Raw genomic sequence first — 25,081 nt, forward strand, 5'->3', positions numbered from 1 at the left:
GGAAACCATGGCCCCAGCTGCCATGCGTACTGCCGCACAGTCACTCGCCGACGCGAAGCCGGTGTCGTTCTGGCTGGACGACCCCGGCAGGCCCGAGGCGCTCCCCGCGCTCACCGGTGACGAGCACTGCGATCTGCTCGTCATCGGGGGCGGCTACAGCGGACTGTGGACCGCACTGCTCGCCAAGGAACGCGAACCGGAACGCGATGTCGTCCTGATCGAGGGGCACGAGACGGGCTGGGCCGCCTCGGGCCGCAACGGCGGATTCTGTGCCGCCTCCCTCACTCACGGCCTGCCCAACGGACTGGAGCGCTGGCCCGACGAGATCAAGAAGCTGGAGGAACTGGGGGCCCGCAACCTCGACGCCATCGAAGCGGCGGTGGCCCGCTACTCCATCGACTGCGAGTTCGAGCGCACCGGCGAGATCGATGTGGCCACCCAGCCCCACCAGCTCGAAGAGCTGCGGGAATGGCATCAGGAGGCGGAACGGCACGGCTTCGGAGGAGTCGAGTTCCTGGACCGTGAAGCGCTGCGCGCAGAAGTCGACTCACCGACATTCCTGGGCGGCCTCTGGGACCGGAGCGGCGTCGCGATGCTGCACCCGGCCAAGCTGGTCTGGGGCCTGAAGCAGGCCTGCCTCGACCTCGGTGTGCGGATCTACGAACACACCCGCGGGCTGGAACTGGCCAGAACCGGAACCGGAATGGCGGTCCGCACGCCGTACGGGAAGGTCCTCGCCCGCCGGGTCGCTCTGGGGACGAACATCTTCCCCTCGCTCGTGAAGCGGATCCGCCCGTACACCGTCCCGGTCTACGACTACGCGCTGATGACCGAACCGCTGACCGAGGACCGGCTCGCCTCCATCGGCTGGAAGAACCGCCAGGGGCTCGGGGACAGCGCCAACCAGTTCCACTACTTCCGGCTCTCCGCGGACAACCGGATCCTGTGGGGCGGATACGACGCGATCTATCCGTACGGTGGCCGGCTCAGCGCCGAACTCGACCAGCGGCCCGAGACGTTCCTGAAACTCGCCGGACAGTTCTTCGAGTGTTTTCCGCAATTGGCGGGCGTGCGCTTCAGCCATGCCTGGGGCGGTGCGATCGACACCTGCTCCCGGTTCTCCGCATTCTTCGGTACGGCCCATCAGGGGCGGGTCGCCTACGCCGCCGGATTCACCGGGCTCGGCGTCGGAGCCACCCGGTTCGGTGCCGATGTCATGCTCGACCTCCTCGCAGGCCGCCCCACCGAGCGGACCGCCCTGGAGATGGTGCGGACCAAGCCGATGCCGTTCCCGCCGGAGCCCCTCGCCTGGGCCGGGATCGAGCTGACGAAGCGGTCGCTGGCCAGGGCCGACGACAACGGTGGCCACCGCAACCTGTGGCTGCGGACGATGGACCGCGTGGGCCTCGGCTTCGACAGCTGAAGCGGAGTGACCCAGTTCACTACTGATGGGTAGTCGAACCGGCGTAATGGATCGGCTCCACCTCGCTCTCTCCTGTGCACGCACCGGCGACTCCACGCCGGTGCACCACGGAACGGAGGAGGGCCATGACTGGCTCAGAGGTCAGGGCAGCGGTCGAGTGGCTTGCGTCGGTGGCGCCGGATCCCGACATCTGCCAGTGGGAATGGGAGCGCGATCCGCGGGGGATCGCGCTCCTTCCGGCCGGCCGGCGCTGGGACGTGCTCATTCTTCCGGGGAAGCTGGGCTGTCCGACGCTCGACGTGCTCACCCGCCTCATCGACCGGCCCGGCCCGGTCCTCGCCGGCTTCGGCGACGCCCGCATGGGCTTCTTCGTGCCGCCGGGCACGGCCGCCCGCTGGGTGGGCACGGGGGTGCGGAGCGCGGGCCGCGGTACCTGGATCGTGGTGCCCCACCCGGGGCGGGCCGTCGTCGGCAAGGTGCGCTGGCTGATCCCGCCGGACGGATCCGGCACGCTCACCGACGCCACGCTGCTGGAGCTGGCGATGCACGAGGCCGCGGCAGGGGGCAGGGAGTAAGGGCTGGGTGCCAGAGGTCTTGACAACCTGATTGGTCTGGACCATGTTGTGCGCCACCACTCAATTCCCCCCTGCACGGAGGCCGTTGTGGAACGCACGGGACCCCCCGCCCGCATGACCGGACTTCTGGCGGCCTTCTCGGCCGCCCTGCTGGCCGTCGGCGGCCTGGCCGCGACGGCGCCGAGCGCCGCGGCGGCCGACGCCGACGTGGCACGCAACGGCACCTTCGAGGCCGGTCTGACCGGCTGGAACTGTACGGGCGGCAGCGGAGTCGCCGTCAGCGCGCCCGTACACGGCGGCACCTCCGCGCTGAAGGCGACCCCGGCCGGCAGCGACAACGCCAAGTGCTCCCAGACCGTGACGGTCAAGCCCGGCTCCACGTACACGCTGAGCGCCTGGGTGCAGGGCGGCTACGTCTATCTGGGCGCGGAGGGCACCGGCACGACGGACGTGTCCACCTGGACGCAGTCCGTCGGGGTGTGGCAGAAGCTCACCACCACCTTCAAGACCGGTGCGTCGACCACCTCGGTGAAGGTCTACACGCACGGCTGGTACGGCACCCCCGCCTATTACGCCGACGACCTCACCCTCGTCGGTCCCGGCGGCGACCCGGTCGTCCTCCCGGCGGTCCCCGCGGGCCTCAAGGCCGGCACGCCGACCTCGTCCTCGGTCCCGCTTTCCTGGACCGCCGCCACGGGCGCCACCGGCTACAACGTCTACCGGGGTGGTACCAAGGTCCTCTCCGCCACCGGCACCTCGGCCACCGTGACGGGCCTGACCGCCTCGACCGCGTACAGCTTCCAGGTCAGCGCCACCAACGAGGCGGGCGAGTCCGCGAAGTCCGCCGCGGTCTCCGCGACCACGACGGCGGGCGGCGGGGGCGGCGGTGGCTCGGACCTCCCGGCCCACGCGCTCGTCGGCTATCTGCACTCCAGCTTCGCCAACGGCTCCGGCTACACCCGCATGGCGGACGTGCCCGACTCCTGGGACGTCATCGACCTGGCCTTCGGCGAGCCGACCTCCGTCACCTCCGGCGACATCCGCTTCTCGCTCTGCCCGGTCACCGAGTGCCCGAACGTCGAATCCGTGGCGGAGTTCAAGGCAGCCATCAAGGCCAAGCAGGCGGCCGGAAAGAAGGTGCTGATCTCCATCGGCGGCCAGAACGGCCAGGTGCAGCTCGCCACCACGGCTGCCCGTGACACCTTCGTCTCCTCGGTCAGCAAGATCATCGACGAGTACGGTCTCGACGGCCTGGACATCGACTTCGAGGGCCACTCCCTCTCGCTGAACACCGGCGACACCGATTTCCGCAGCCCCACCACCCCCGTCGTCGTCAACCTGATCTCCGCAGTGAAGTCCCTGAAGGCCAAGTACGGCGAGAAGTTCGTCCTCACGATGGCCCCCGAGACCTTCTTCGTGCAGCTCGGCTACCAGTACTACGGCTCCGGGCCGTGGGGCGGACAGGACCCGCGCGCCGGGGCCTACCTGCCGGTGATCCACGCGCTGCGCGACGACCTCACGCTGCTGCACGTCCAGGACTACAACTCGGGCTCCATCATGGGGCTGGACAACCAGTACCACTCCATGGGCGGCGCCGACTTCCACATCGCGATGACCGACATGCTGCTGACCGGATTCCCGGTGGCGGGCGACCAGACCAAGGTCTTCCCCGGGCTCCGCCCCGACCAGGTCGCGATCGGCCTGCCGGCCTCCACCCAGGCGGGCAACGGACACACCTCGCCCGCCGAGGTCACCAAGGCGCTGAACTGCCTGACCAAGAAGACCGACTGCGGTTCGTACGCCACCCACGGCACCTGGTCGGGACTGCGCGGCCTGATGACGTGGTCCGTCAACTGGGACCGCTTCAACAACTGGGAGTTCTCGAAGAACTTCGACGCCTACTTCGGCGGCTGAGCACCCGCAGCGCCACCAGCAGCACCCCGCACAGCCACCAGCTCCCGGCCACGTCGAGAGGCCAGTGGTAGCCGCGGAGCACCAGACCGATGCCCGTCGCCACCGTCATCAGGACGGCGGCGACGGGCATCATCCACGCGTACCGCACGTACGGGGCGAGCAGGAGCGCCGCGGCGCCGTACGCCACGGCGGCGGTCGCGGCATGGCCCGAGGGGTAGTAGCCCGTGGCGTCGGTCAGCGGACCCGGGCGGGCGATCCAGTCCTTGAGCGGGACGACGAGCAGCGGCACCGCCGCCATGGCCAGGGCGGCGGCGAGCGGCGCCCGCCGCTCCCCGCGCACCAGGCTCCACAGGATCGCGCAGCCGAGGACCGGGAGCGCGACCTGCATGTTGCCGAGATCGGCGAGGAGTTCGGTGAGGCGCTCCGGGCCGTGTCCGACGAAGGCGCGGCCGGCGCGCTCGTCCAGGCGTCGCAACGGGCCGTCGGCCGCGATCTGCCAGGTGGTGAGTGCGAACAGGGCCAGCAGGCCCGACACCACGGAGAAGAAAAGGGCCGTCCGGCCCGGGACAGGGGGGGTTGTTCCGGGCCGGACGGTGGGATCGGTGTGCCGCGCGCCCCGGGGGGTGTGGGGCGGGCGGCCATCCGATCGGTGAGGAGTTCCGGAGCCCGAGGCTCCAGTGGTGTGCGCGAAGGCACAACCAGGACGGCGCTGGGGAAGCTCCGACCCGGCATCGCCCGCAGTCCCCTGCGGGCGGGGTGTTTCTCTCATCTGCGGAAACCGTACGTCAGGCGATGGGGGGACCGACAGCGGGAACGGTATCCCGCCATCGCCCCCGCACACCTTCTTCACAGGCCCTCACGCGGGCACCGGGCATCCGCGGAGAAAACGCCGCGCGCCGCCACCTAGGCCGGCGGATCAGACTCCGGCGAACGCCTGCTCAAGGACGTCGAGGCCCTCGTTCAGCAGGTCCTCGCCGATCACCAGCGGCGGCAGGAAGCGCAGCACGTTGCCGTACGTGCCACAGGTCAGGACCAGCACGCCCTCGGCGTGGCAGGCCTTCGCGAGCTGTGCGGCGGCCTCCGGGTTGGGGTCCTTCGTCCCCGCCTTCACCAGCTCGATCGCGATCATCGCGCCGCGGCCGCGGATGTCACCGATGAGGGAACCGTTGGGAAGCTTCGACTGCATCTCGGCGAGGCGGCCCTTCATGACCTCCTCGATGCGCTTCGCCTTCCCGTTGAGGTCCAGCTCGCGCATCGTCTCGATGGCGCCGAGCGCCCCCGCGCAGGCGACCGGGTTCCCGCCGTAGGTGCCGCCGAGGCCGCCGGCGTGCGCGGCGTCCATGATCTCGGCGCGGCCGGTCACGGCGGAGAGCGGAAGACCGCCCGCGATGCCCTTGGCGGTCGTGATCAGGTCCGGGACGATGCCCTCGTCCTCGCAGGCGAACCACTGGCCGGTGCGGCAGAAGCCGGACTGGATCTCGTCGGCGACGAAGACGATGCCGTTGTCCTTGGCGAACTGCGCGATCGCCGGCAGGAAGCCCTTCGCCGGCTCGATGAAGCCGCCCTCGCCGAGGACCGGCTCGATGATGATCGCGGCGACGTTCTCCGCGCCGATCTGCTTGGTGATCTGGTCGATGGCCTGGGCGGACGCCTCCGCGCCGGCGTTCTCGGCACCGGTCGGCCAGCGGTAGCCGTACGCCACCGGCACGCGGTAGACCTCGGGCGCGAACGGACCGAAGCCGTGCTTGTACGGCATGTTCTTCGCGGTCAGCGCCATCGTGAGGTTGGTCCGGCCGTGGTATCCGTGGTCGAAGACGACGACCGCGGTGCGCTTGGTGTGGGCGCGGGCGATCTTCACCGCGTTCTCGACGGCCTCGGCGCCGGAGTTGAACAGCGCGGACTTCTTCGCGTGGTCGCCCGGGGTGAGCTCGGCGAGCTGCTCGCAGACCTCGACGTACCCCTCGTACGGCGTGACCATGAAACAGGTGTGGGTGAAGTCGGCGAGCTGGGCGGAGGCCCGGCGCACGACGGCCTCGGCCGAGGCGCCGACCGAGGTCACGGCGATGCCGGAACCGAAGTCGATCAGACGGTTCCCGTCCACGTCCTCGATGATCCCGCCGCCCGCGCGGGCGGTGAAGACCGGCAGGGTGGAGCCCACGCCTGCGGCGACCGTCGCGAGCCGGCGGGCCTGCAGCTCCACGGACTTCGGGCCGGGAATGGCAGTGACGACGCGGCGCTCCTGCGGAATTGCGGTCATGCGGGGCTCCTGGGGGTGTTTCGGACGCTTCTCTTTCTGCAGGCTAGGGGCGGGGGAGGGGGTCCGGCATGCTCCGATCGGGAGTGGTGGAGCGCGTGTCCTTGTCCGCGACGGACAGAAGGAGGTGCCAGGGCGTGTGCCTTTCCGTCCGAGTCGGCCGGCTTTCTGTCCGAGGCGGGGAGGCACGAGGTGCGGCGGCGTGTGTGCACGTCCGCGAGAGACAGAAACAGGTGCGGCGGCGTGTGTGTGCACGTCCGCGACGGACAGAAACAGGTACGGCGGCGTGTGCCCTTCTGTCCGCGACAGACAGGCATGGGGCGCGAGGACGGTACGGGGCGCGGCGGCCCCGGACCCGTCACTATCCGGGCGCGTTGCTGAACTCACCGTGTGTGCGCACTAGATTGGCCGGTGCAGCGGTCGGACCTGGCTGGTCAGGGGGCAACGGTTCATGGACAACGAAGGCACGCACGGCACCCGGGGCACGCGGGGTGCGCAGCCGCCCGACGGCCGGCCCGGGAGCTCCGTGCCGCATCCGGCCGGCCCGCCGCCCGCGGCCCCGCCCGTGTTCCCCCCGGCGGTCCCGCCGCCCTCCGCGCCGCCTGTCACGCCCCCCGCCGTCCCGAAGCGCCCCGCGACCGCCCCCGGGCAGCAGCCCCGGCCGGCCGGGGCGCGGTCGGACACGGCCGAATGGCTGAACGCGGCGCGCCCCAGGACCGAGCCGGGGGTGTGGCGGTACGCCCACGTGCCCCGGCCCGCCGAGCGCCCGCCCCGTCCTTCGCTGGTGGGTCCGCTGGCGACGATGGTCCTGTGGCTCCTGCTGTGGCTCCTGCTGACGGAACGCGCCGTCCCCTACGTGTCCAAGCCGATCGAGATCATCACCGGTCCCGAATGGTGGTCCTTCGGCGGTCTCAAGGAGGACGCGCCGGCGCTGGTGGTCAACTCCACCACGCTCTACTACCAGGTCCTGGTCCTCGGCCTGGGCTTCTGGGCCGCCCGGATCGGCGGCTGGGCCCATGTCTTCCGCTACTTCGCCGGACCCCGCCTGGCCCGGGCCAGGCTGCTGCTCTCGGTGTCCGGCGCGGTGGTCACCGTATGGCTGGTCTGGACCCGGCGGGTCCCGCTCGCCGACATCATCCTGCCCGCCGTTCCGACCAGCTGGATGCAGGGCGGCGGCAACCAGTACGCGGCGCTCCTCGTCTCGCTCATCGCCTACGCCCTGATCGGCACCGCGATCGTGTGGCCCTTCGCCAGAATCGGCCAGTGGCAGGCGGCGCTCGCCCCCCTCCTGGGACGCGGTGAACCCGGCCCGGAGCGGCCCCGGACCGCTCCCGCACAGGCCGGGCCCGACCTCGCCCACTGGCCCGAACTGCGGGCCGCCGGATCCACGGACGCGGCGGAGGCCCTCACCGCGGCCGTCCACGCCGACCGGCTGAACGACATCGACTGCGTACGGCTGCGCCACGCCTGGGGAGCTGCCCGGACCCGCCCGGACCGGCGGGCGTCCTTCACCGACACCGTGCTGCGCAAGGGCGCCGACGCCTTCCTCCACCCCTCCGGCCGCCGGGACCTGCCCCGGCGGACCGCCGTGCACGACCCGCTCACCGGCCAGGTCCGGATCGGCGCCTGCGCCGACGACCCGCGCAACCCCTACGCGCGCCGCGGCTCGGGGATGGCGCTGGAACCCGCGTCGCTGGGCACCTCGCTGCTGGTCGTCGGACCGCCCGGCTCGGGGAAGACGGAACGGGTGGTGCGGCCCGTCGTCGAATCCCTCGCCCTGCGGGCGCTCACCGGCCAGGCGGCGGTACTGGCCGTCGGTGCGGGCGGTGACCGGCTCGGCCCGGACGGGGCCTACGACGTCGTCGTCAGGATCGGCGACCCCGCGTCCCTGCACGACTTCGACCTGTACGGGGGGACGACCGACCCCGACGAGGCGGCGGCCGCCCTCGCGGAGGGTCTGGCCGGTGACCTCCCCGCCCCGGACACCCGGCGCGCGGCGACCGCGCTGGGCCAGCTGCTCGGCCCCTACCGTGCGGTTCACGGCACCTTCCCTCCCGTACCCGAACTCCGCGAACTCCTCGAAGGCTCCGCCGCCGCAATGGACGGCCTGCGGCAGGCGCTGGAGTCGTCCGGACACCACGCGATGCTGCGCGAGCTCGACGCGCGGCAGCGTCAGGCGGGCGGCGCCGGTGACCCGGCGGCCGTCCTCGCCGACCGGATCGCCGTGCTCGACCGGCCGGCCTTCGCCGGGTTCTTCGCCACCGGGCCCGACGCCCGCCCGTTCTCGCTGCGCTCCCTGGAGCAGCATCCGCTGCGGGTGCGCATCGACCTTCCGGAGCGCGCCCATGCCGAGGCGTCCCGGCTGCTGGCCCGTCTGATCCTCGCCCAGTTCAACGCCATCACCGCGGCCCGCGCCGACCGTTCCCTCTTCGTCTGCCTGGTCCTGGACGACGCGACCCACACGGTCACCGCCGAAACGGTCCGGGGCATCCGCCGGCTGCGCTCCGTCAACGCCGGGGCGGTCCTCGCCCTGCGCACCCTGGACGACGTGCCCGAGGACCTGCACACGCCGCTGCTCGGCGCGGTCGGCTGCACCATGGCCTTCCCCGGCGTCACGACCTGGGACGGCAAACGCTTCGCCGAGACCTGGGGCAAGGAATGGGTCGAGGTCCGCGAGGTCGCCCAGCACGGCGTCTTCGCCGACCAGCCGCTCACCCGCGCCCTGCACGCCCTGCGGAAGATGGCCACCGGCAAGGCCGTCACCACGGACGCGGTGACCGTGCGCCAGGTCGAACGGGAACGGTGGTCCGCCTCCGGACTCGCGTACGAGCTGCCCGTCGGCCACGCGGTGCTCTCCCTGACCACGGTCGACGGCGAACACGCGCCCCCGCTCCTGGTGCGGCTGGGCGGCTGACGGAGGCGGGCGCGGTCGGTGTGACAGTGACGGGGACTCTGCCACCCTGGCAGAATCGCTACGAGCCGTTCATACGGGACGGCGAAATCGCCCCCTCCCAAAGGTCCCCCGATCCCCATGCCCCCCACACTCGCCTCGCTCGTCCAGCACTCGGCGCTCAAACTCACGGTGCGTGCGGGGGCGGACCGGCTCGACGCGCCCGTGCGCTGGGCGCACGCGAGTGAGCTGGCCGACCCCGTCCCCTACATGGAGGGCGGCGAACTGCTCCTGATCACCGCGACCAACCTCGACGCGGAGAACCCGGAGGTCATGGGGCGGTACGTGCGACGGCTGGCCGGAGCCGGTGTGGTCGGGCTCGGCTTCGCCGTCGGGGTCACCTACGACGACGTACCGCAGGCGCTGGTCGACGCCGCCGAGGACGCCGGGCTGCCCCTGCTCGAAGTGCCGCGCCGCACCCCGTTCCTCGCCATCGCCAAAGCCGTCTCCTCCGAGATCGCCGCCGACCAGTACCGGGCCGTCACCGCGGGCTTCGAGGCGCAGCGGGAACTGACCAGGGCGGCCCTCGCCGGGGACGGACCCGCCGAACTCCTCACCCGTCTCGCCGCGCACGTCGACGGCTGGGCCGCGCTGTACGACGCCTCCGGTGCGGTCGTGGCCGCCGCGCCCGACTGGGCGGCCCGCCGTGCCGCCCGGCTCACCCCCGACGTGGAACGCCTGCGGGAGCGCCCGGCGCCGGCCAGTGTCGTCGTCGGTGACACCGACGACCGCGTCGAGCTCCAGTCCCTGGGCACCGGCCGGCGGGTCCGCGGCGCACTGGCCGTGGGCACCGGGGCGGCGCTCGGCACCGCTGAGCGCTACGCGGTGCACTCGGCGGTCGCCCTGCTCACCCTCACCACGGCCCGCTCCCGCTCGCTCCAGGGCGCCGAACAGCGGCTCGGCGCCGCGGTGCTGCGCATGCTCCTGGCCGGCCAGCCCGACCATGCGCGCGGTGTCGCCGGGGATCTGTACGGCGGGCTGCTCGACGCGCCCTTCCGGCTGCTCATCGCCGAGGCCGCCGAACCGTCGACCACGGCGCAGCTCAGCGAGGCCATGGAGACCGCAGCCGCCCGCTCCGGCGAAACGCTGCTGATGGTGCCCGAGGGCGAACGCCTGGTCGTGCTGGCCGCCGACGGAGGCGCCGCCGTCGCGGCCTGCGCCGCGTACGCCGAGGCGCAGGAGGCCGCGCCCCCGCGCGAACCGTCCGCACCGGACGCGGAGGTGGTCGTCGGACTCTCCGCCCCCGCGGGACCCATCGCCGTGTCCGCCGCGTACAAACAGGCCGAGCAGTCCCTCTCGGTCGCCCGCCGCCGGGGCAGGGCCCTGGTCGAGCACGAGGAGCTGGCCGCCGGATCCGTCCTGCCGCTGCTCGCGGACGACGCCGTCAGGGCCTTCGCCGACGGCATGCTCCGCGCCCTGTACGAGCACGACGCCAAGGGCCGCGGCGACCTCGTGGCCTCCCTGCGGGCCTGGCTCTCGCACCACGGCCAGTGGGACGCCGCCGCGGCGGACCTGGGGGTGCACCGGCACACCCTGCGCTACCGCATGCGCCGGGTGGAGGAGATCCTCGGCCGTTCGCTGGACGACGCGGACGCACGGATGGAGCTGTGGCTCGCCCTCAAGGTCGCGAGCCCCCCGGCGGCGCCGTAAGCCCTCTCCGGTCCTGCGACAAACCGGCGCACCGCGCCCCGCTTGTGCTCCACGCCGGACAAACGCCAGGCGGACACCGCGGCCCTACGGTGGAGGACGGAACACCCCACGCCATCGAAGGGCCGGAACCTCCATGACCTCCACCCACGCCTTCTGGCTGGCCGGCCGCGAGGCCACCGGCGAGGAAAGCTTCGACGTCACCAACTCCTGGGACGGGCGTCTCGTCGGCACCGTCAGCGTGCCCACCGAGGCCCAGGTGGAGGAGGCCGTCGCCGCCGCACACGCCGTGCGCGACGAGTTCGCCGCGACGCCGGCCCACGTCCGCGCCGCCGCACTCGACCACGTGGCCCGGCGCCTGACGGAGCGCACCGAGGAGATCGCCCAGGTGATCTCCGCCGAGAACGGCAAGCCGATCAAGTGGGCGCGCGGCGAGGTCGGCCGCGCGGTCTCCGTGTTCCGCTTCGCCTCCGAGGAGGCCCGCCGCTTCAACAGCGGTGACGCCCAGCGCCTGGACACCGACGCCGGCGGCACCGGCCGTCTCGGCCTGACCCGCCGCTTCCCGCGCGGCACGGTCCTCGGTATCGCCCCGTTCAACTTCCCGCTGAACCTGAGCGCCCACAAGGTCGCCCCGGCCATCGCCGTCGGCGCCCCGATCATCCTGAAGCCTGCCCCGGCCACCCCGATCTCGTCGCTGATCCTGGGCGAGCTGCTGGCCGAGACCGACCTGCCCGCCGGCTCCTGGTCGGTGCTGACGGTCCCCAACGACCGCATGCCCGCCCTCGTCCAGGACGAGCGCCTCCCCGTGATCTCGTTCACCGGGTCCGCCCCGGTCGGGTACGCGATCATGGACTCGGTGCCGCGCAAGCACTGCACCCTGGAGCTCGGCGGCAACGGCGCCGCGGTCGTCCTCGGCGACTACGCCTCCGAGGCGGACCTGGACTGGGCCGCGACCCGTATCGCGACCTTCTCCAACTACCAGGGCGGCCAGTCCTGCATCTCGGTGCAGCGCGTCATCGCGGACGCCGCCGTCTACGACCGGCTCCTGCCGAAGATCGTCGCGGCCGTCGAGGCCCAGGTCACCGGCGACCCGTCCGACGCCACCACCGACGTCGGCCCGCTCGTCGACGAGAACGCCGCCAAGCGCGTCGAGTCCTGGGTCGACGAGGCCGTGCAGGCCGGCGCCCAGCTGCTCACCGGCGGCAAGCGCGACGGGGCCACGTACGCCCCGACCGTCCTCGCCGAGCTCCCCGAGGGCGTCACCCTGTGCCACGAGGAGGTCTTCGGACCGGTCCTCTCGGTCCAGAAGGTGGACGGCGAGGCCGCGGCGTTCGCCTCCGTGAACTCCTCCAAGTACGGCCTCCAGGCAGGCGTGTTCACCCACGACCTGCAGACCGCCTTCCGCGCGCACCGCGCCCTGGAGGTCGGCGGCGTGATCATCGGCGACGTCCCCTCGTACCGCGCCGACCAGATGCCGTACGGCGGCGCCAAGCAGTCCGGCGTCGGCCGCGAGGGTGTCCGCTACGCGATGGACGACTACACCTACGAGCGCGTCCTGGTCCTCACCGGCCTCGCCCTGTAAGCCCCTGCCGCCCGCAATTCCGCCCGGACAGCGAGACGGCGGGCGGCAGGGGAACGGCCCGAACCCACTGTGCGGGGGTTCGGGCCGTTCCGGCGTACGGGCACGTCCGCGACGTGACCGACGGGGACCGGTGTCGTTGCCGGGTTGATCAGGTCCCTCATCAGCCCGCAGCGCGCAGCATGTCCCGTAACGCAGTCACCCTCTGCTGCACCGACGCCAACGGGGTCGCACTGGTGGCGGTCCAGGCCCTGCAGCTGGAGGCCGAGGTCGGAGAACTCCGGGCCGAGAAGGCCGCAGCGGCCTCCGGAGTCCTGTCCGGGGAGACGCCGGCCTGACTCCGGCCACGCAGGGGCGCCGGTCGTTTCGGTATGCCGCACGCCCTGGCGGGCAGTGGAGTGGTGACCGACCCGATCGGCGCCCCGAGGCTGGTGACAGTGCCAGGAATCGGGTACATACGGACGAGTAGAACCGAGAGGTACGCAAGGGCGGACGGGACCCCGGCCGCCACGGGCCTTTCGGGACCACCCACCCGACGAAGCGGCGAGGTGAGCTCCTCATGTCCGCACCATCCGCACAACGTCCGTCCGCACAGCCGCACACGCCCAAGGTCACCGAACGCGAAGCGCGGCAGGTGGCCGAGGAAGCGCGCGAACAGGACTGGCGCAAACCCAGTTTCGCCAAGGAACTCTTCCTGGGCCGCTTCCGGCTCGACCTGATCCACCCGCATCCGCTGCCCGCCGCCGAGGACGTCCGGCGCGGCGAGGAGTTCCTCGCCCGGCTGCGCGACTTCTGCGAGACCCGGATCGACGGCGCCCTGATCGAGCGCGAGGCGAGGATCCCCGACGAGGTCGTGAACGGCCTCAAGGAGCTCGGCGCGCTGGGCATGAAGATCGACGTGAAGTACGGCGGCCTCGGACTGACGCAGGTCTACTACAACAAGGCCCTCGCCCTGGTCGGCTCCGCCAGCCCCGCGATCGGCGCCCTGCTCTCCGCCCACCAGTCCATCGGCGTGCCGCAGCCCCTGAAGGTCTTCGGCAGCCAGGAGCAGAAGGACACCTTCCTGCCCCGGCTGGCCCGTACCGACATCTCGGCGTTCCTCCTCACCGAACCGGACGTGGGCTCCGACCCCGCGCGGCTCGCCACCACAGCCGTCCGGGACGGGGACGACTACGTCCTCGACGGGGTGAAGCTGTGGACCACCAACGGGGTCGTCGCCGACCTGCTGGTCGTCATGGCGCGCGTACCGAAGTCGGAAGGGCACAAGGGCGGCATCACGGCCTTCGTGGTCGAGGCCGACGCCCCCGGCATCACCGTGGAACACCGCAACGCCTTCATGGGGCTGCGCGGTCTGGAGAACGGCGTCACCCGCTTCCACCAGGTGCGCGTCCCCGCCGCGAACCGCATCGGTCCCGAGGGCGCAGGGCTCAAGATCGCCCTCACCACCCTCAACACGGGCCGGCTCTCGCTGCCCGCCATGTGCGTCGGCTCCGGGAAGTGGTGCCTGAAGATCGCCCGCGAATGGTCGGCAGTCCGTGAGCAGTGGGGCCGGCCCGTGGCCCGGCACGAGGCCGTGGGCGCCAAGATCTCCTTCATCGCCGCGACCACCTTCGCCCTCGAAGCCGTCGTCGACCTCTCCTCGCAGATGGCGGACGAGGACCGCAACGACATCCGGATCGAGGCGGCGCTCGCCAAGCTGTACGGCTCCGAGATGGGCTGTCTCATGGCCGACGAGCTGGTCCAGATCCGCGGCGGCCGGGGCTTCGAGACGGCGGACTCCCTCGCCGCCCGAGGTGAAAGGGCCGTCCCCGCCGAGCAGATGCTCCGGGACATGCGGATCAACCGGATCTTCGAGGGTTCGACGGAGATCATGCACCTGCTGATCGCCCGCGAGGCGGTCGACGCCCACCTCAAGGTCGCGGGCGACATCATCGACCCCGACAAGCCGCTCTCCGCCAAGGCCCGGGCGGGCGCGAACGCCGCCGGGTTCTACGCGAAGTGGCTCCCGAAGCTCGTCGCCGGACCGGGACAGCTCCCGCGCACCTACGGGGACTTCCACCCCACCGGCCACGCCGACCTCTCCGGGCACCTGCGCTACGTCGAACGGGCCTCCCGCAAACTGGCCCGCTCCACCTTCTACGCCATGTCCCGCTGGCAGGGCCGGATGGAGACCAAGCAGGGCTTCCTCGGCAGGATCGTCGACATCGGCGCGGAGCTCTTCGCCATGAGCGCCGCCTGTGTCCGCGCCGAACACCTGCGCGCCGAGAACGACCACGGCCGCGAGGCGTACCAACTCGCCGACACCTTCTGCCGCCAGTCCCGCATCAGGATCGAGGAGCTCTTCACCCGGCTCTGGTCCAACACCGACGACCTCGACCGCAAGGTGGTCGACGGAGTCCTCGCGGGCACGTACACCTGGCTGGAGGAGGGCATCGTCGACCCGAGCGGCGAAGGCCCGTGGATCGCCGACGCCACCCCGGGCCCCTCGGCCCGGGAGAACGTGCACCGGCCGATCCGCTGAGCCCGTGAAGCCGTAACGGCGGGGCACGTCCACGCGCTGGACGTGCCCCGCCGCCGTGCGCGCGACACGGCAGGATGGGCGCCCGTGACCGTCATCCATGTCCCCGGTTCCAAGTCCGTCACCGCGCGCGCCCTCTTCCTGGCCGCCGCCGCGAACGGCACCAGCACCCTTGTACGTCCGCTGACCTCGGACGACACCGAAGGCTTCGCGGAAGGACTCACCGCCCTCGGCTACGCCGTCGAGCGGGGAGCGGAGTCCTGGCGCATCACGGGCCGGCCCTCCGGTCCTGCCGCCACGGACGCCGACGTCTACTGCCGGGACGGCGCGACCACCGCCCGGTTCCTGCCGACCCTCGCGGCGGCGGGCGCCCGCGGCAGCTACCGCTTCGACGCCTCCGCCCAGATGCGCCGGCGCCCCCTCGCCCCGCTCACCGAGGCGCTGCGCACGCTCGGCGTCGACCTCCGCCACGAGGCCGCCGAGGGCCACCACCCGCTGCACATCGAGGCCGCCGGCATCAAGGGCGGCGAACTGACCCTGGACGCCGGGCAGTCCAGCCAGTACCTCACCGCGCTGCTGATGCTCGGACCACTGACGGCGGAGGGCCTCACGATCACCGTCACCGACCTGGTGTCGGCGCCGTACATCGAGATCACCCTCGCGATGATGCGGAGCTTCGGCGTCGAGGTCACCCGCGGCGGCCCCGGCGACACCGTCTTCACGGTGCCGCCCGGCGGCTACCGGGCCACCACGTACGCCATCGAGCCCGACGCCTCCACCGCAAGCTACTTCTTCGCGGCTGCGGCGCTCACGGGCCGCGAGGTCACCGTCCCCGGCCTCGGAGAGGGCGCCCTCCAGGGGGATCTGCGCTTCGTCGACGTGCTGCGCCGCATGGGCGCGGAGGTGCACATGACGACCGACGCCACGACGGTCCGCTCCACCGGCCGGCTCGGCGGTCTCACCGTCAACATGCGTGACATCTCCGACACCATGCCGACGCTCGCCGCGATCGCCCCCTTCGCCTCGGGGCCCGTCCGCATCGAGGACGTCGGCAACACCCGGGTCAAGGAGTGCGACCGCCTGGAGGCCTGCGCCCAGAACCTGCGGCGGATGGGCATCACGGTCACGACCGGTCCGGACTGGATCGAGATCCTTCCGGGCACCCCGCGTCCCACGGAGATCACGACCCACGGCGACCACCGCATCGTCATGTCCTTCGCCGTCACCGCCCTGCGGACGCCCGGCATCACGTACGACGACCCCGGCTGCGTACGCAAGACGTTCCCCCGGTTCCACGAGGTCTTCGCCGGGTTCGCCGACCTCCTGCACGGATAGGGCTGCGGGCCGGAACGACCTCCGGGCACGAGCCGGTGCGGGGCGGCTAGGCTGCGCGGCATGATGTCCGCCTCCGATGTACTGTCCGTCCTCTCCGTGGCGCGCGAGGCCGGTGCGGATGTGGTGATCGCCGGCGGCTGGGGTATCGACGCGCTGCTCGGCAAGGAGACCCGCAGCCACAAGGATCTCGATCTGCTGCACCGCCGCGAGCAGGAACCCGCGCTCGTCGCCGCCCTGACGGCGGCCGGATACACGCAGACGCTCGACTGGCGCCCCGCACGGTTCGTCCTCAGCCACCCGGCCGGGCAGGAAATCGACCTGCATCCCTTGCAGTTCGCCCCCGACGGGTCGGCCATCCAGTCCTCGCTCGATCCGGAGAAGCCGTTCCGCTACCCGGCGGAGTGCTTCGTCACCGGCACCATCGCGGGGACGCGGGTGCACTGCATCTCGGTCGGGCAGCAGGTCGAGTTCCACCAGGGATACGAGCCCGGCGAGGCCGACCTGCACGACATGGACCGGCTCCGCAGGGAGTTCGGTGTGGCCACGCATTTCTGAGCCGGCCGGTGACCTCGACCGACGGAACGCGGCACGAGCGAGCACCGGCCCACGCGCACGACGAAGCACCAGGGAAATCGGGGACCAGGGAAATGGGGACAGGCATGTACGGGGTGAGGAACCTGCGGGGCCGACGGCGCGGGCCGGCGGTCGTGGGGATGGTGGCCGTGATGGCGCTGGGCATGTCCGCCTGCGGCAGCGACGACGGCCCGGACGGCTCCGCCGGTGCGAAGAAGGACGGCAAGGCCTCGGCCGCACCCTCCGCGCCCGCGGCACCCGACGAGGCCCGCCTGAAGGCCGCGTCGTTCACCGACGGCGAGAAGGTCGGCACGTACACGGCCTCCGAGTACGTCCTCGACGGCCCGCTCGGCGACGCGTACACCGCCGTCCCCGACGGCTGCCAGCCGCTGGTCAGCCTCTCCGGCGAGGTCAGCGACCCGGACCCGGCCGCCGAGGTCCAGCGCAAGGTCGACGTCCCGGACGAGATGCTGGGCGTCACCGTCGACGTCACCCTGCGCAGCTACGCCGGCGGCGGCGCCGCCACCGTCATGAAGGCCCTCGACAAGGCCGGCCGTGACTGCGCCGGCGGCTTCACCGAGCAGCGGGCCGTCGCTGCCGCGAAGTACCTGAAGGCCGAGCCCGCCAAGGCCCCCGCATTCGCGGCCGAGGCCGACGAGGCGAAGGCTTACCGCTTCACCATCCTCGACGTGAAGGGGCAGCAGAAGCTGTACGAGTACCTCACCGTCGTCCGCTCCGGCTCCACGACCCTCTCGTTCCGGGCGGAGATCACCTCCACCGAGGACATCGGCGGGGTGCCTCCCGAGGTGATGGCCGCCCAGTGGGCGAAGTTCCGCGCGGCGAAGGGCTGAGGGCGCGATGAGCGAGCAGCCAGGACACGGCGCGGGGGGCGCGCTGTCCACGCGCACAGCCGAAGCGGCAACAATGGGGGGCATGAGCGACAGCCCCGCCCCCCTCGCCGACCCGCACCTCGTCTTCGACGCCGTGGAAGGCCGCCGGGATCTCGTCATCCTCGGCTCCACCGGGTCCATCGGCACCCAGGCCATCGACCTGGTGCTGCGCAACCCCGACCGCTTCCGCGTCACCGCGCTCTCCGCGGCGGGCGGCCGGGTCGCCCTCCTCGCCGAGCAGGCGCACCGACTGAGGGTGCGCACGGTCGCCGTCGCCTCTCCCGACGCGGTGCCGGCCCTGCGCGAGGCCCTGCGCAAGGAGTACGGAGCGGGAGAACAGCCTCCCGAGATCCTGGCCGGACCCGACGCCGCCGCACAGCTGGCCGGCAGCGACTGCCACACCGTGCTGAACGGGATCACCGGCTCGATCGGTCTCGCCCCCACCCTGGCCGCGCTGAAGGCGGGCCGCACGCTGGCGCTCGCCAACAAGGAGTCGCTGATCGTCGGCGGCCCCCTGGTCAAGGCGCTCGCCGCCCCGGGCCAGATCATCCCGGTCGACTCCGAACACGCCGCGCTCTTCCAGGCGCTCGCGGCCGGCAAGCGCGCCGATGTGCGCAGGCTCGTCGTCACCGCGTCCGGCGGCCCGTTCCGGGGACGTACGAGGAGCGAGCTCGCCGACGTCACGCGGGAACAGGCCCTCAACCACCCGACCTGGGCCATGGGCCCGGTCATCACGGTCAATTCGGCCACCCTGGTCAACAAGGGTCTTGAGGTCATCGAGGCGCACCTCCTCTACGACATCCCCTTCGACCGCATCGAGGTCGTGGTCCACCCCCAGTCGTACGTCCACTCCATGGTCGAGTTCACCGACGGCTCCACCCTCGCCCAGGCCACCCCGCCCGACATGCGCGGACCGATCGCCATCGGACTCGGGTGGCCGCAGCGCGTCCCGGACGCGGCGCCCGCCTTCGACTGGACGAAGGCCTCCACGTGGGAGTTCTTCCCGCTCGACACGGAGGCCTTCCCGTCCGTCGGACTCGCCCGGCACGTGGGCACGCTCGGCGGCACCGCCCCGGCGGTGTTCAACGCGGCGAACGAGGAGTGCGTGGACGCGTTCCTGGACGGGCGGCTGGCGTTCAACGGCATCATGGACACGGTCACCGCGGTGGTGTCCGAGCACGGAACGCCCGCGACGGGAACTTCGCTGACGGTCGCGGACGTCCTTGAAGCGGAAGCCTGGGCACGGACCCGGGCCCGGGAACTCTCGGCCAAGGCCACCGCGGAGGCGCGCGCATGAGTATGACGACGATCCTGCTGACGATTCTCGGCATCGCCGTCTTCGCCGTCGGCCTGCTGTTCTCCATCGCCTGGCACGAGCTGGGCCACCTGTCGACGGCGAAGCTCTTCGGTATCCGCGTCCCCCAGTACATGGTCGGCTTCGGTCCTACGGTCTGGTCGCGGAAGAAGGGCGACACGGAGTACGGGATCAAGGCCATCCCGGCCGGCGGCTACATCCGCATGATCGGGATGTTCCCGCCGGGACCGGACGGAAGGCTGGAGGCCCGCTCCACCTCGCCGTGGCGCGGCATGATCGAGGACGCCAGGTCCGCCGCCTTCGAGGAGCTGGAAGAAGGCGACGAGAAGCGGCTCTTCTACACGCGCAAGCCGTGGAAGCGCGTCATCGTCATGTTCGCCGGCCCTTTCATGAACCTGATCCTGGCCGTGGCGATCTTCCTCGGCGTGGCCATGACCTTCGGATTCCAGACGCAGACGACCGACGTCGCGGGCGTCCAGAAGTGCGTGATCTCCCAGAGCGAGAAGCGGGAGACCTGCAAGAAGTCCGACCCGGTCTCGCCCGCGCAGGCCGCCGGCCTGAAGGTGGGCGACAAGATCGTCGCCTTCAACGGCCAGAAGATCGACGAGTGGTCCGTCCTCTCCGACAAGATCCGCGACACGATCGGCCCCGCCACCATCACGGTCCGGCGCGACGGGCAGGAGAAGACCCTCCACGCCGTGCTGAAGAAGAACGCCGTGCTGAAGAAGGACTCCGACGGCGAGGTGGTCCCGGGGGAGTACGTCTCCGCCGGCTACCTCGGCTTCGCGGCGCAGAGCGAGATCGTCCCGCTCTCCTTCGGTGACTCCGTCGTCCGCATGGGCGACATGATTGAGAACGGTGTCGACTCGATCATCGCCCTGCCGTCCAAGATCCCGGCCCTGTGGGACGCGGCCTTCTCGGACGGAGAGCGCGCGGACGACTCCCCGGTGGGCGTCGTCGGCGCGGCCAGGATCGGCGGCGAGGTGATGAACCTGGACGTGCCGGCGCAGAACCAGATCGCGATGATGCTGTTCCTGCTGTCCGGCTTCAACCTCTCGCTGTTCCTCTTCAACATGCTGCCGCTGCTGCCGCTCGACGGCGGCCACATCGCGGGGGCCCTGTGGGAGGCGCTGCGGCGCAACGCCGCGCGGCTCTTCAAGCGCCCCGACCCCGGCCCGTTCGACGTGGCCAAGCTGATGCCGGTCGCCTATGTGGTCGCCGGGGTGTTCATCTGCTTCACCCTGCTCGTCCTGGTCGCCGACGTCGTCAACCCGGTCAAGATCTCCTGACCGGGCCGACCGGGCCGTCCTGGGGGCGCCTGTACCCCGAGTGACGGCGGATGCGCACGGTGCGTCCGGGACCCCATATTTTGCCCGGGTTCCCGGACGCGGTGTGCTTCACGCCGGGCTCGGTGCCGTAACCTCGAAGGCCGGAGCCCGCCGACTTCGGGACCTCGATCCACACCTTGGGGATGCTCAGCGCATGACTGCGATTTCTCTCGGAATGCCCACCGTTCCGACCCAGCTCGCCGTACGGCGGGTCAGCCGCAAGATCCAGGTCGGGTCGGTGGCGGTCGGTGGGGACGCGCCGGTTTCGGTGCAGTCGATGACGACGACGCGTACGTCGGACATCGGTGCCACGCTTCAGCAGATCGCGGAGCTGACCGCCTCGGGCTGTCAGATCGTGCGGGTGGCGTGCCCGACCCAGGACGACGCGGACGCTCTCGCGACGATCGCGTCGAAGTCGCAGATCCCGGTGATCGCCGACATCCACTTCCAGCCGAAGTACGTGTTCGCCGCGATCGACGCGGGCTGCGCGGCGGTCCGGGTGAACCCCGGGAACATCAAGCAGTTCGACGACAAGGTCAAGGAGATCGCGCGCGCGGCGAACGATGCCGGCACGCCGATCCGGATCGGCGTGAACGCCGGTTCGCTGGACGCGCGACTGCTGAAGAAGTACGGCAAGGCCACGCCCGAGGCGCTGGTGGAGTCGGCACTGTGGGAGGCGTCCCTCTTCGAGGAGCACGGCTTCCGGGACATCAAGATCTCGGTCAAGCACAACGACCCCGTCGTGATGGTCAACGCCTACCGGCAGCTCGCCGCCCAGTGCGACTACCCGCTGCACCTCGGCGTGACCGAGGCCGGCCCGGCGTTCCAGGGCACCATCAAGTCGGCCGTCGCCTTCGGCGCGCTGCTGAGCGAGGGCATCGGTGACACGATCCGCGTCTCGCTGTCGGCGCCGCCGGCCGAGGAGGTCAAGGTCGGGCTCCAGATCCTGGAGTCGCTGAACCTGAAGCAGCGGCGGCTGGAGATCGTGTCCTGCCCGTCGTGCGGCCGTGCGCAGGTCGACGTGTACAAGCTGGCCGACCAGGTGAGCGCGGGCCTCGAAGGCATGGAGGTCCCGCTGCGCGTCGCCGTGATGGGCTGTGTCGTCAACGGCCCCGGCGAGGCACGCGAGGCCGACCTGGGCGTCGCCTCGGGCAACGGCAAGGGCCAGATCTTCGTCAAGGGCGAGATCATCAAGACCGTGCCCGAGTCGAAGATCGTCGAGACCCTCATCGAGGAAGCCCTCAAGATCGCCGAGCAGATGGAGAAGGACGGCATCGCCTCGGGCGAGCCCGAGGTCTCCATCAGCTGATCCCATGCCTTCCACGACAGCGCCCCGCCGGAGGAACCCTCCGTGCGGGGCGCTGTCAGTGAGCGAGGTCACCGGGGATCACAGGGGCTGTTCGCGGCCACGAGCGGCGTCCCTCAGCCTCTTTGGGTACAGTGCGGAAATCAGCAGACCGCATGGTGAGGCCCCCTCGTGTTGACGCAGACCACCACCCGGGTCCTCGAACCCAGCGACCTCGGCGCCGCCCTCGCGGTACTGGAGAGCGAACCCGTAGCCAACGCCTTCGTGACCTCCCGGGTCCAGGTCGCAGGCCTCGACCCCTGGCGCCTGGGCGGCGAGATGTGGGGCTGGTACACAGGCGGCCACCTGCGGTCGCTCTGCTACTCGGGAGCCAACCTCGTCCCCATCTGCGCCACTCCCGAGGCCGTCCGCGCCTTCGCCGACCGCGCCCGCAGGGCCGGCCGCCGCTGCTCCTCGATCGTGGGACCGGCCGGGCCCACCGCACAGCTGTGGCGGCTCCTCGAACCGGGCTGGGGCCCCGCCCGCGAGGTCCGGGCCAACCAGCCGCTCATGGTCACCGAGAGTCCGTCCGCCGACGTGGCACCCGACCCCCTGGTCCGCCGCGTCCGCAAGGACGAGATGGACGTCCTCATGCCGGCCTGCGTCGCCATGTTCACCGAGGAGGTCGGCATCTCCCCGCTCGCCGGCGACGGCGGACTCCTCTACCAGGCCCGCGTCGCCGAGCTCATCGGCGCCGGCCGCTCCTTCGCCCGGATCGACGACGGCAAGGTCGTCTTCAAGGCGGAGATCGGCGCCACCACCGCACAGGCCTGCCAGATCCAGGGCGTCTGGGTCGCCCCCGAGTACCGCGGCCGGGGCCACTCCGAGAGCGGCATGGCAGCCGTCCTGCGGTACGCGCTGGCCGACGTCGCGCCGATCGTCAGCCTGTACGTGAACGACTACAACACCCCCGCGCGCAGGGCGTACCGGCGCATCGGCTTCCGCGAGACCGGCGCGTTCATGAGCGTCCTGTTCTGATCCCGTGGCCGGCCCCGCACCGGCGCATACCCCGCACCCCGCCACGGACAGTAGGGTCTGCTCATGGCAGCAGCTTCCGGGGGAGCACCCCACACCGCCCGCGTCCGGATCGGGCCGGTCGATCTCGCCGCACGCGTGGACGAGGCGCTCGCCGTGCAGGCCGTCGCCTTCGGACTCGGCCCCGAGGAGATCGAGGTGCGACGCCACATCGTCCTCAGACACCTCGACCACCCCTTCGCCCGCGCGCTCGGCGCGCTGACCCCGGACGGCGGCCTTGTCGGGTTCGTCTACGGCATGCCCAACGAGCGCGGCCACTGGTGGTCCACCGTCGTCGAGCCCCACCTGCGGGCCACCGGCTCGGCCGACTGGCTCGACGACTCGTTCGTGATCACCGAACTCCACGTCCACCCGGAGTTCCAGAACATGGGCGTCGGACGCAGCCTCATCACCACCATCACGGACGCCGTCGACCAGCCCCGGTCGATCCTCTCCGCCATCGACACGGAGAGTCCCGCACGCGGTCTGTACCGATCGCTCGGCTACCGGGACCTCGCCCGGCAGGTGCATTTCCCCAGTGCTCCCATGCCGTACGCGGTCATGGGAGCACCCCTTCCGCTGCTCCGCCCCGGGCGCGTCTGACGCAATCGATTTCCGCCCGCCGGTGCCGCCCGGCTAACCTCCTGCACATCACCCTTCCGAGCAGGAGTTCATCATGGCCCAGGTCCAGCGCATGTCCCGATTGATGATCAAGACACTGCGCGACGACCCGGCGGACGCCGAGACGCTCAACCACAAGCTCCTCGTCCGCGCCGGATACGTACGCCGCACCGCGGCCGGCATCTGGTCCTGGCTGCCGCTCGGCAAGAAGGTCCTGGAGAACATCACCCGCGTCGTCCGCGAGGAGATGGACGCCATCGGCGGCCAGGAGGTCCTGCTCCCCGCGCTCCTCCCCAAGGAGGCGTACGAGGCGAGCGGCCGGTACGACGAGTACGGCGACCTGCTGTTCCGGCTCCAGGACCGCAAGGGCGCCGACTACCTCCTCGGCCCGACGCACGAAGAGGTCTTCACCCAGGTCGTCAAGGACATGTGCTCGTCCTACAAGGACCTGCCCGTGATCCTGTACCAGATCCAGACCAAGTACCGCGACGAGGCCCGCCCCCGGGCCGGAGTGCTGCGCGGCCGCGAGTTCCAGATGAAGGACTCGTACTCCTTCGACACCACCGACGAGGGGCTCGCCGAGGCGTACCAGCTGCACCGCGGCGCCTACATCCGGATCTTCGAGCGGCTCGGCCTCGACCACCGCATCGTCTCCGCGGTCTCCGGCGCCATGGGCGGCTCCGCCTCCGAGGAGTTCCTCGCCCCCGCGCCCGCCGGTGAGGACACCTTCGTCGACTGCCCGAACTGCGACTACGCCGCCAACACCGAGGCCGTGACGTTCAACGCCACCCCGGTCGACGGCTCGGCGACCGGTCCCGTCGAGGAGCTGGACACCCCCGACACCCCGACCATCGAGACCCTCGCCGCCCACCTCGGCGTCCCGGCCTCCGCCACCCTGAAGAACCTCCTGGTCAAGGTCGACGGCGAGATCGTGGCCGTGGGCGTGCCCGGCGACCGCGAGGTCGACCTCGGCAAGCTCGGCGAGCACCTCACCCCGGCCGTCGTCGAGCTCGTCACCGCCGAGGACTTCGTGGGCCGCCCCGACCTGGTCCGCGGTTACGTCGGCCCGCAGGGTCTGGAGAAGGTCCGCTACATCGCCGACCCCCGTGTCGCCGCCGGCACCGCCTGGATCACGGGTGCCAACAAGGAGGGCAAGCACGCGAAGAACGTCGTCGCGGGCCGCGACTTCGAGGTCGACGACTACCTCGACGTCGTGGTCGTCGAGGCGGGCGACCCCTGCCCCAAGTGCGGCACCGGCCTCCAGGTGGACCGTGCCATCGAGATCGGCCACATCTTCCAGCTCGGCCGCAAGTACGCCGACATCTTCTCCCTCGACGTGCTCGGCCAGCAGGGCAAGCCCGTGCGCGTCACGATGGGCTCGTACGGCATCGGCGTCTCCCGCGCGGTGGCCGCGCTCGCCGAGCAGACCGCCGACGACAAGGGCCTGTGCTGGCCCCGTGAGATCGCCCCGGCCGATGTGCACGTCGTCGCCGCGGGCAAGGCGCTCCAGACGGAGCTCGCCCTCGACGTCTCCGAGAAGCTGAACGCCGCCGGCCTGCGGGTCCTGGTCGACGACCGCCCGGGCATCTCGCCCGGCGTCAAGTTCACCGACTCCGAGCTCATCGGTGTCCCGAAGATCCTGGTCGCCGGCCGCCGCTCGGCAGAAGGCGTCCTGGAGCTGAAGGACCGTCGCACCGGCGAGCGCGAGGAGCTCACGGTCGACGAGGCGATCGCCCGCCTCACCGAGCAGGGCTGACCGCTCCGCCGCACATACCGAAGGGCCCCGGCACGGATCTCCGT

19 protein-coding genes are annotated in these 25,081 nt (G+C 71.5%); 17 read left to right on the forward strand and 2 right to left on the reverse strand.

Annotation, left to right across the window (positions count from 1 at the left end; all coding sequences use genetic code 11):
* The first annotated feature begins 7 nt into the window (after positions 1 to 7).
* From OG446_RS28270 to OG446_RS28280, 3 genes are all read left to right on the forward strand, one after another.
* Complete coding sequence (locus OG446_RS28270) at positions 8 to 1,423, forward strand: NAD(P)/FAD-dependent oxidoreductase (protein WP_328896649.1); 1,416 nt, start codon at positions 8 to 10, stop codon at positions 1,421 to 1,423.
* A gap of 125 nt (positions 1,424 to 1,548) precedes the next feature.
* Positions 1,549 to 1,998: a hypothetical protein gene (locus OG446_RS28275; RefSeq protein ID WP_328896650.1), complete on the forward strand. Its 450-nt coding sequence runs from the start codon at positions 1,549 to 1,551 to the stop codon at positions 1,996 to 1,998.
* An 87-nt stretch (positions 1,999 to 2,085) separates the two neighbouring features.
* Entirely contained in the window at positions 2,086 to 3,912 is a 1,827-nt protein-coding gene (locus OG446_RS28280; RefSeq protein ID WP_328896651.1) for a chitinase, read from the forward strand.
* Here OG446_RS28280 and OG446_RS28285 read toward each other — a convergent pair.
* Together OG446_RS28285 and gabT are read right to left on the reverse strand one after the other, a co-directional pair.
* A complete protein-coding gene (locus OG446_RS28285; protein WP_328896652.1) occupies positions 3,863 to 4,681 on the reverse strand; it encodes a phosphatase PAP2 family protein in 819 nt (272 codons plus the stop codon). The genes OG446_RS28280 and OG446_RS28285 overlap by 50 nt on opposite strands.
* Positions 4,682 to 4,828: 147 nt before the next feature.
* Positions 4,829 to 6,169 carry a 4-aminobutyrate--2-oxoglutarate transaminase gene (gene gabT / locus OG446_RS28290; RefSeq protein ID WP_328896653.1) on the reverse strand — a complete coding sequence of 447 codons (1,341 nt, stop codon included), beginning with the start codon at positions 6,167 to 6,169 and terminating at the stop codon, positions 4,829 to 4,831.
* Positions 6,170 to 6,617: 448 nt separating this feature from the next.
* On the opposite strand from gabT, the gene OG446_RS28295 reads away from it, so the two are divergent.
* The 14 genes from OG446_RS28295 to OG446_RS28360 all read left to right on the forward strand — a co-directional run bounded on the left by OG446_RS28295 (position 6,618) and on the right by OG446_RS28360 (position 25,037).
* A complete protein-coding gene (locus OG446_RS28295; protein ID WP_328896654.1) occupies positions 6,618 to 9,080 on the forward strand; it encodes an ATP/GTP-binding protein in 2,463 nt (820 codons plus the stop codon).
* A gap of 117 nt (positions 9,081 to 9,197) precedes the next feature.
* Positions 9,198 to 10,766: a PucR family transcriptional regulator gene (locus tag OG446_RS28300; RefSeq protein ID WP_328896655.1), complete on the forward strand. Its 1,569-nt coding sequence runs from the start codon at positions 9,198 to 9,200 to the stop codon at positions 10,764 to 10,766.
* 133 nt (positions 10,767 to 10,899) lie between these two features.
* Positions 10,900 to 12,345: an aldehyde dehydrogenase family protein gene (locus OG446_RS28305; protein ID WP_328896656.1), complete on the forward strand. Its 1,446-nt coding sequence runs from the start codon at positions 10,900 to 10,902 to the stop codon at positions 12,343 to 12,345.
* Positions 12,346 to 12,524: 179 nt separating this feature from the next.
* On the forward strand, positions 12,525 to 12,680 hold the full coding sequence (locus OG446_RS28310) for a hypothetical protein (RefSeq protein ID WP_328896657.1): 156 nt from the start codon (positions 12,525 to 12,527) through the stop codon (positions 12,678 to 12,680).
* Positions 12,681 to 12,901: 221 nt separating this feature from the next.
* The gene (locus OG446_RS28315) at positions 12,902 to 14,863 is read left to right on the forward strand and encodes an acyl-CoA dehydrogenase family protein (protein WP_328896658.1); all 1,962 of its coding nucleotides are present in this window, start codon (positions 12,902 to 12,904) and stop codon (positions 14,861 to 14,863) included.
* 84 nt (positions 14,864 to 14,947) lie between these two features.
* The gene (gene aroA / locus OG446_RS28320) at positions 14,948 to 16,195 is read left to right on the forward strand and encodes a 3-phosphoshikimate 1-carboxyvinyltransferase (protein WP_328896659.1); all 1,248 of its coding nucleotides are present in this window, start codon (positions 14,948 to 14,950) and stop codon (positions 16,193 to 16,195) included.
* A 63-nt stretch (positions 16,196 to 16,258) separates the two neighbouring features.
* Positions 16,259 to 16,750, forward strand: a complete 492-nt coding sequence (locus OG446_RS28325) for a nucleotidyltransferase domain-containing protein (protein WP_443050287.1) — start codon at positions 16,259 to 16,261, stop codon at positions 16,748 to 16,750.
* Positions 16,751 to 16,854: 104 nt separating this feature from the next.
* The gene (locus OG446_RS28330; protein WP_328896661.1) at positions 16,855 to 17,619 is read left to right on the forward strand and encodes a hypothetical protein; all 765 of its coding nucleotides are present in this window, start codon (positions 16,855 to 16,857) and stop codon (positions 17,617 to 17,619) included.
* An 82-nt stretch (positions 17,620 to 17,701) separates the two neighbouring features.
* Positions 17,702 to 18,955 carry a 1-deoxy-D-xylulose-5-phosphate reductoisomerase gene (gene dxr, locus OG446_RS28335; protein WP_328896662.1) on the forward strand — a complete coding sequence of 418 codons (1,254 nt, stop codon included), beginning with the start codon at positions 17,702 to 17,704 and terminating at the stop codon, positions 18,953 to 18,955.
* Positions 18,952 to 20,262, forward strand: a complete 1,311-nt coding sequence (locus OG446_RS28340; protein ID WP_328896663.1) for a M50 family metallopeptidase — start codon at positions 18,952 to 18,954, stop codon at positions 20,260 to 20,262. Before dxr ends, OG446_RS28340 begins: the two co-directional genes overlap by 4 nt.
* A gap of 193 nt (positions 20,263 to 20,455) precedes the next feature.
* On the forward strand, positions 20,456 to 21,610 hold the full coding sequence (ispG, locus tag OG446_RS28345; protein ID WP_219571918.1) for a flavodoxin-dependent (E)-4-hydroxy-3-methylbut-2-enyl-diphosphate synthase: 1,155 nt from the start codon (positions 20,456 to 20,458) through the stop codon (positions 21,608 to 21,610).
* Positions 21,611 to 21,778: 168 nt separating this feature from the next.
* On the forward strand, positions 21,779 to 22,624 hold the full coding sequence (locus OG446_RS28350; protein WP_328896664.1) for a GNAT family N-acetyltransferase: 846 nt from the start codon (positions 21,779 to 21,781) through the stop codon (positions 22,622 to 22,624).
* Between the two features lie 63 nt (positions 22,625 to 22,687).
* Positions 22,688 to 23,263, forward strand: coding sequence for a GNAT family N-acetyltransferase (locus OG446_RS28355; RefSeq protein WP_328896665.1), 576 nt, complete (start codon positions 22,688 to 22,690; stop codon positions 23,261 to 23,263).
* 73 nt (positions 23,264 to 23,336) lie between these two features.
* A complete protein-coding gene (locus OG446_RS28360) occupies positions 23,337 to 25,037 on the forward strand; it encodes a proline--tRNA ligase (protein ID WP_328896666.1) in 1,701 nt (566 codons plus the stop codon).
* The last annotated feature ends 44 nt before the right edge of the window (positions 25,038 to 25,081 follow it).

The sequence above is a fragment of the Streptomyces sp. NBC_00236 genome (assembly GCF_036195045.1).
Lineage (GTDB): Bacteria > Actinomycetota > Actinomycetes > Streptomycetales > Streptomycetaceae > Streptomyces.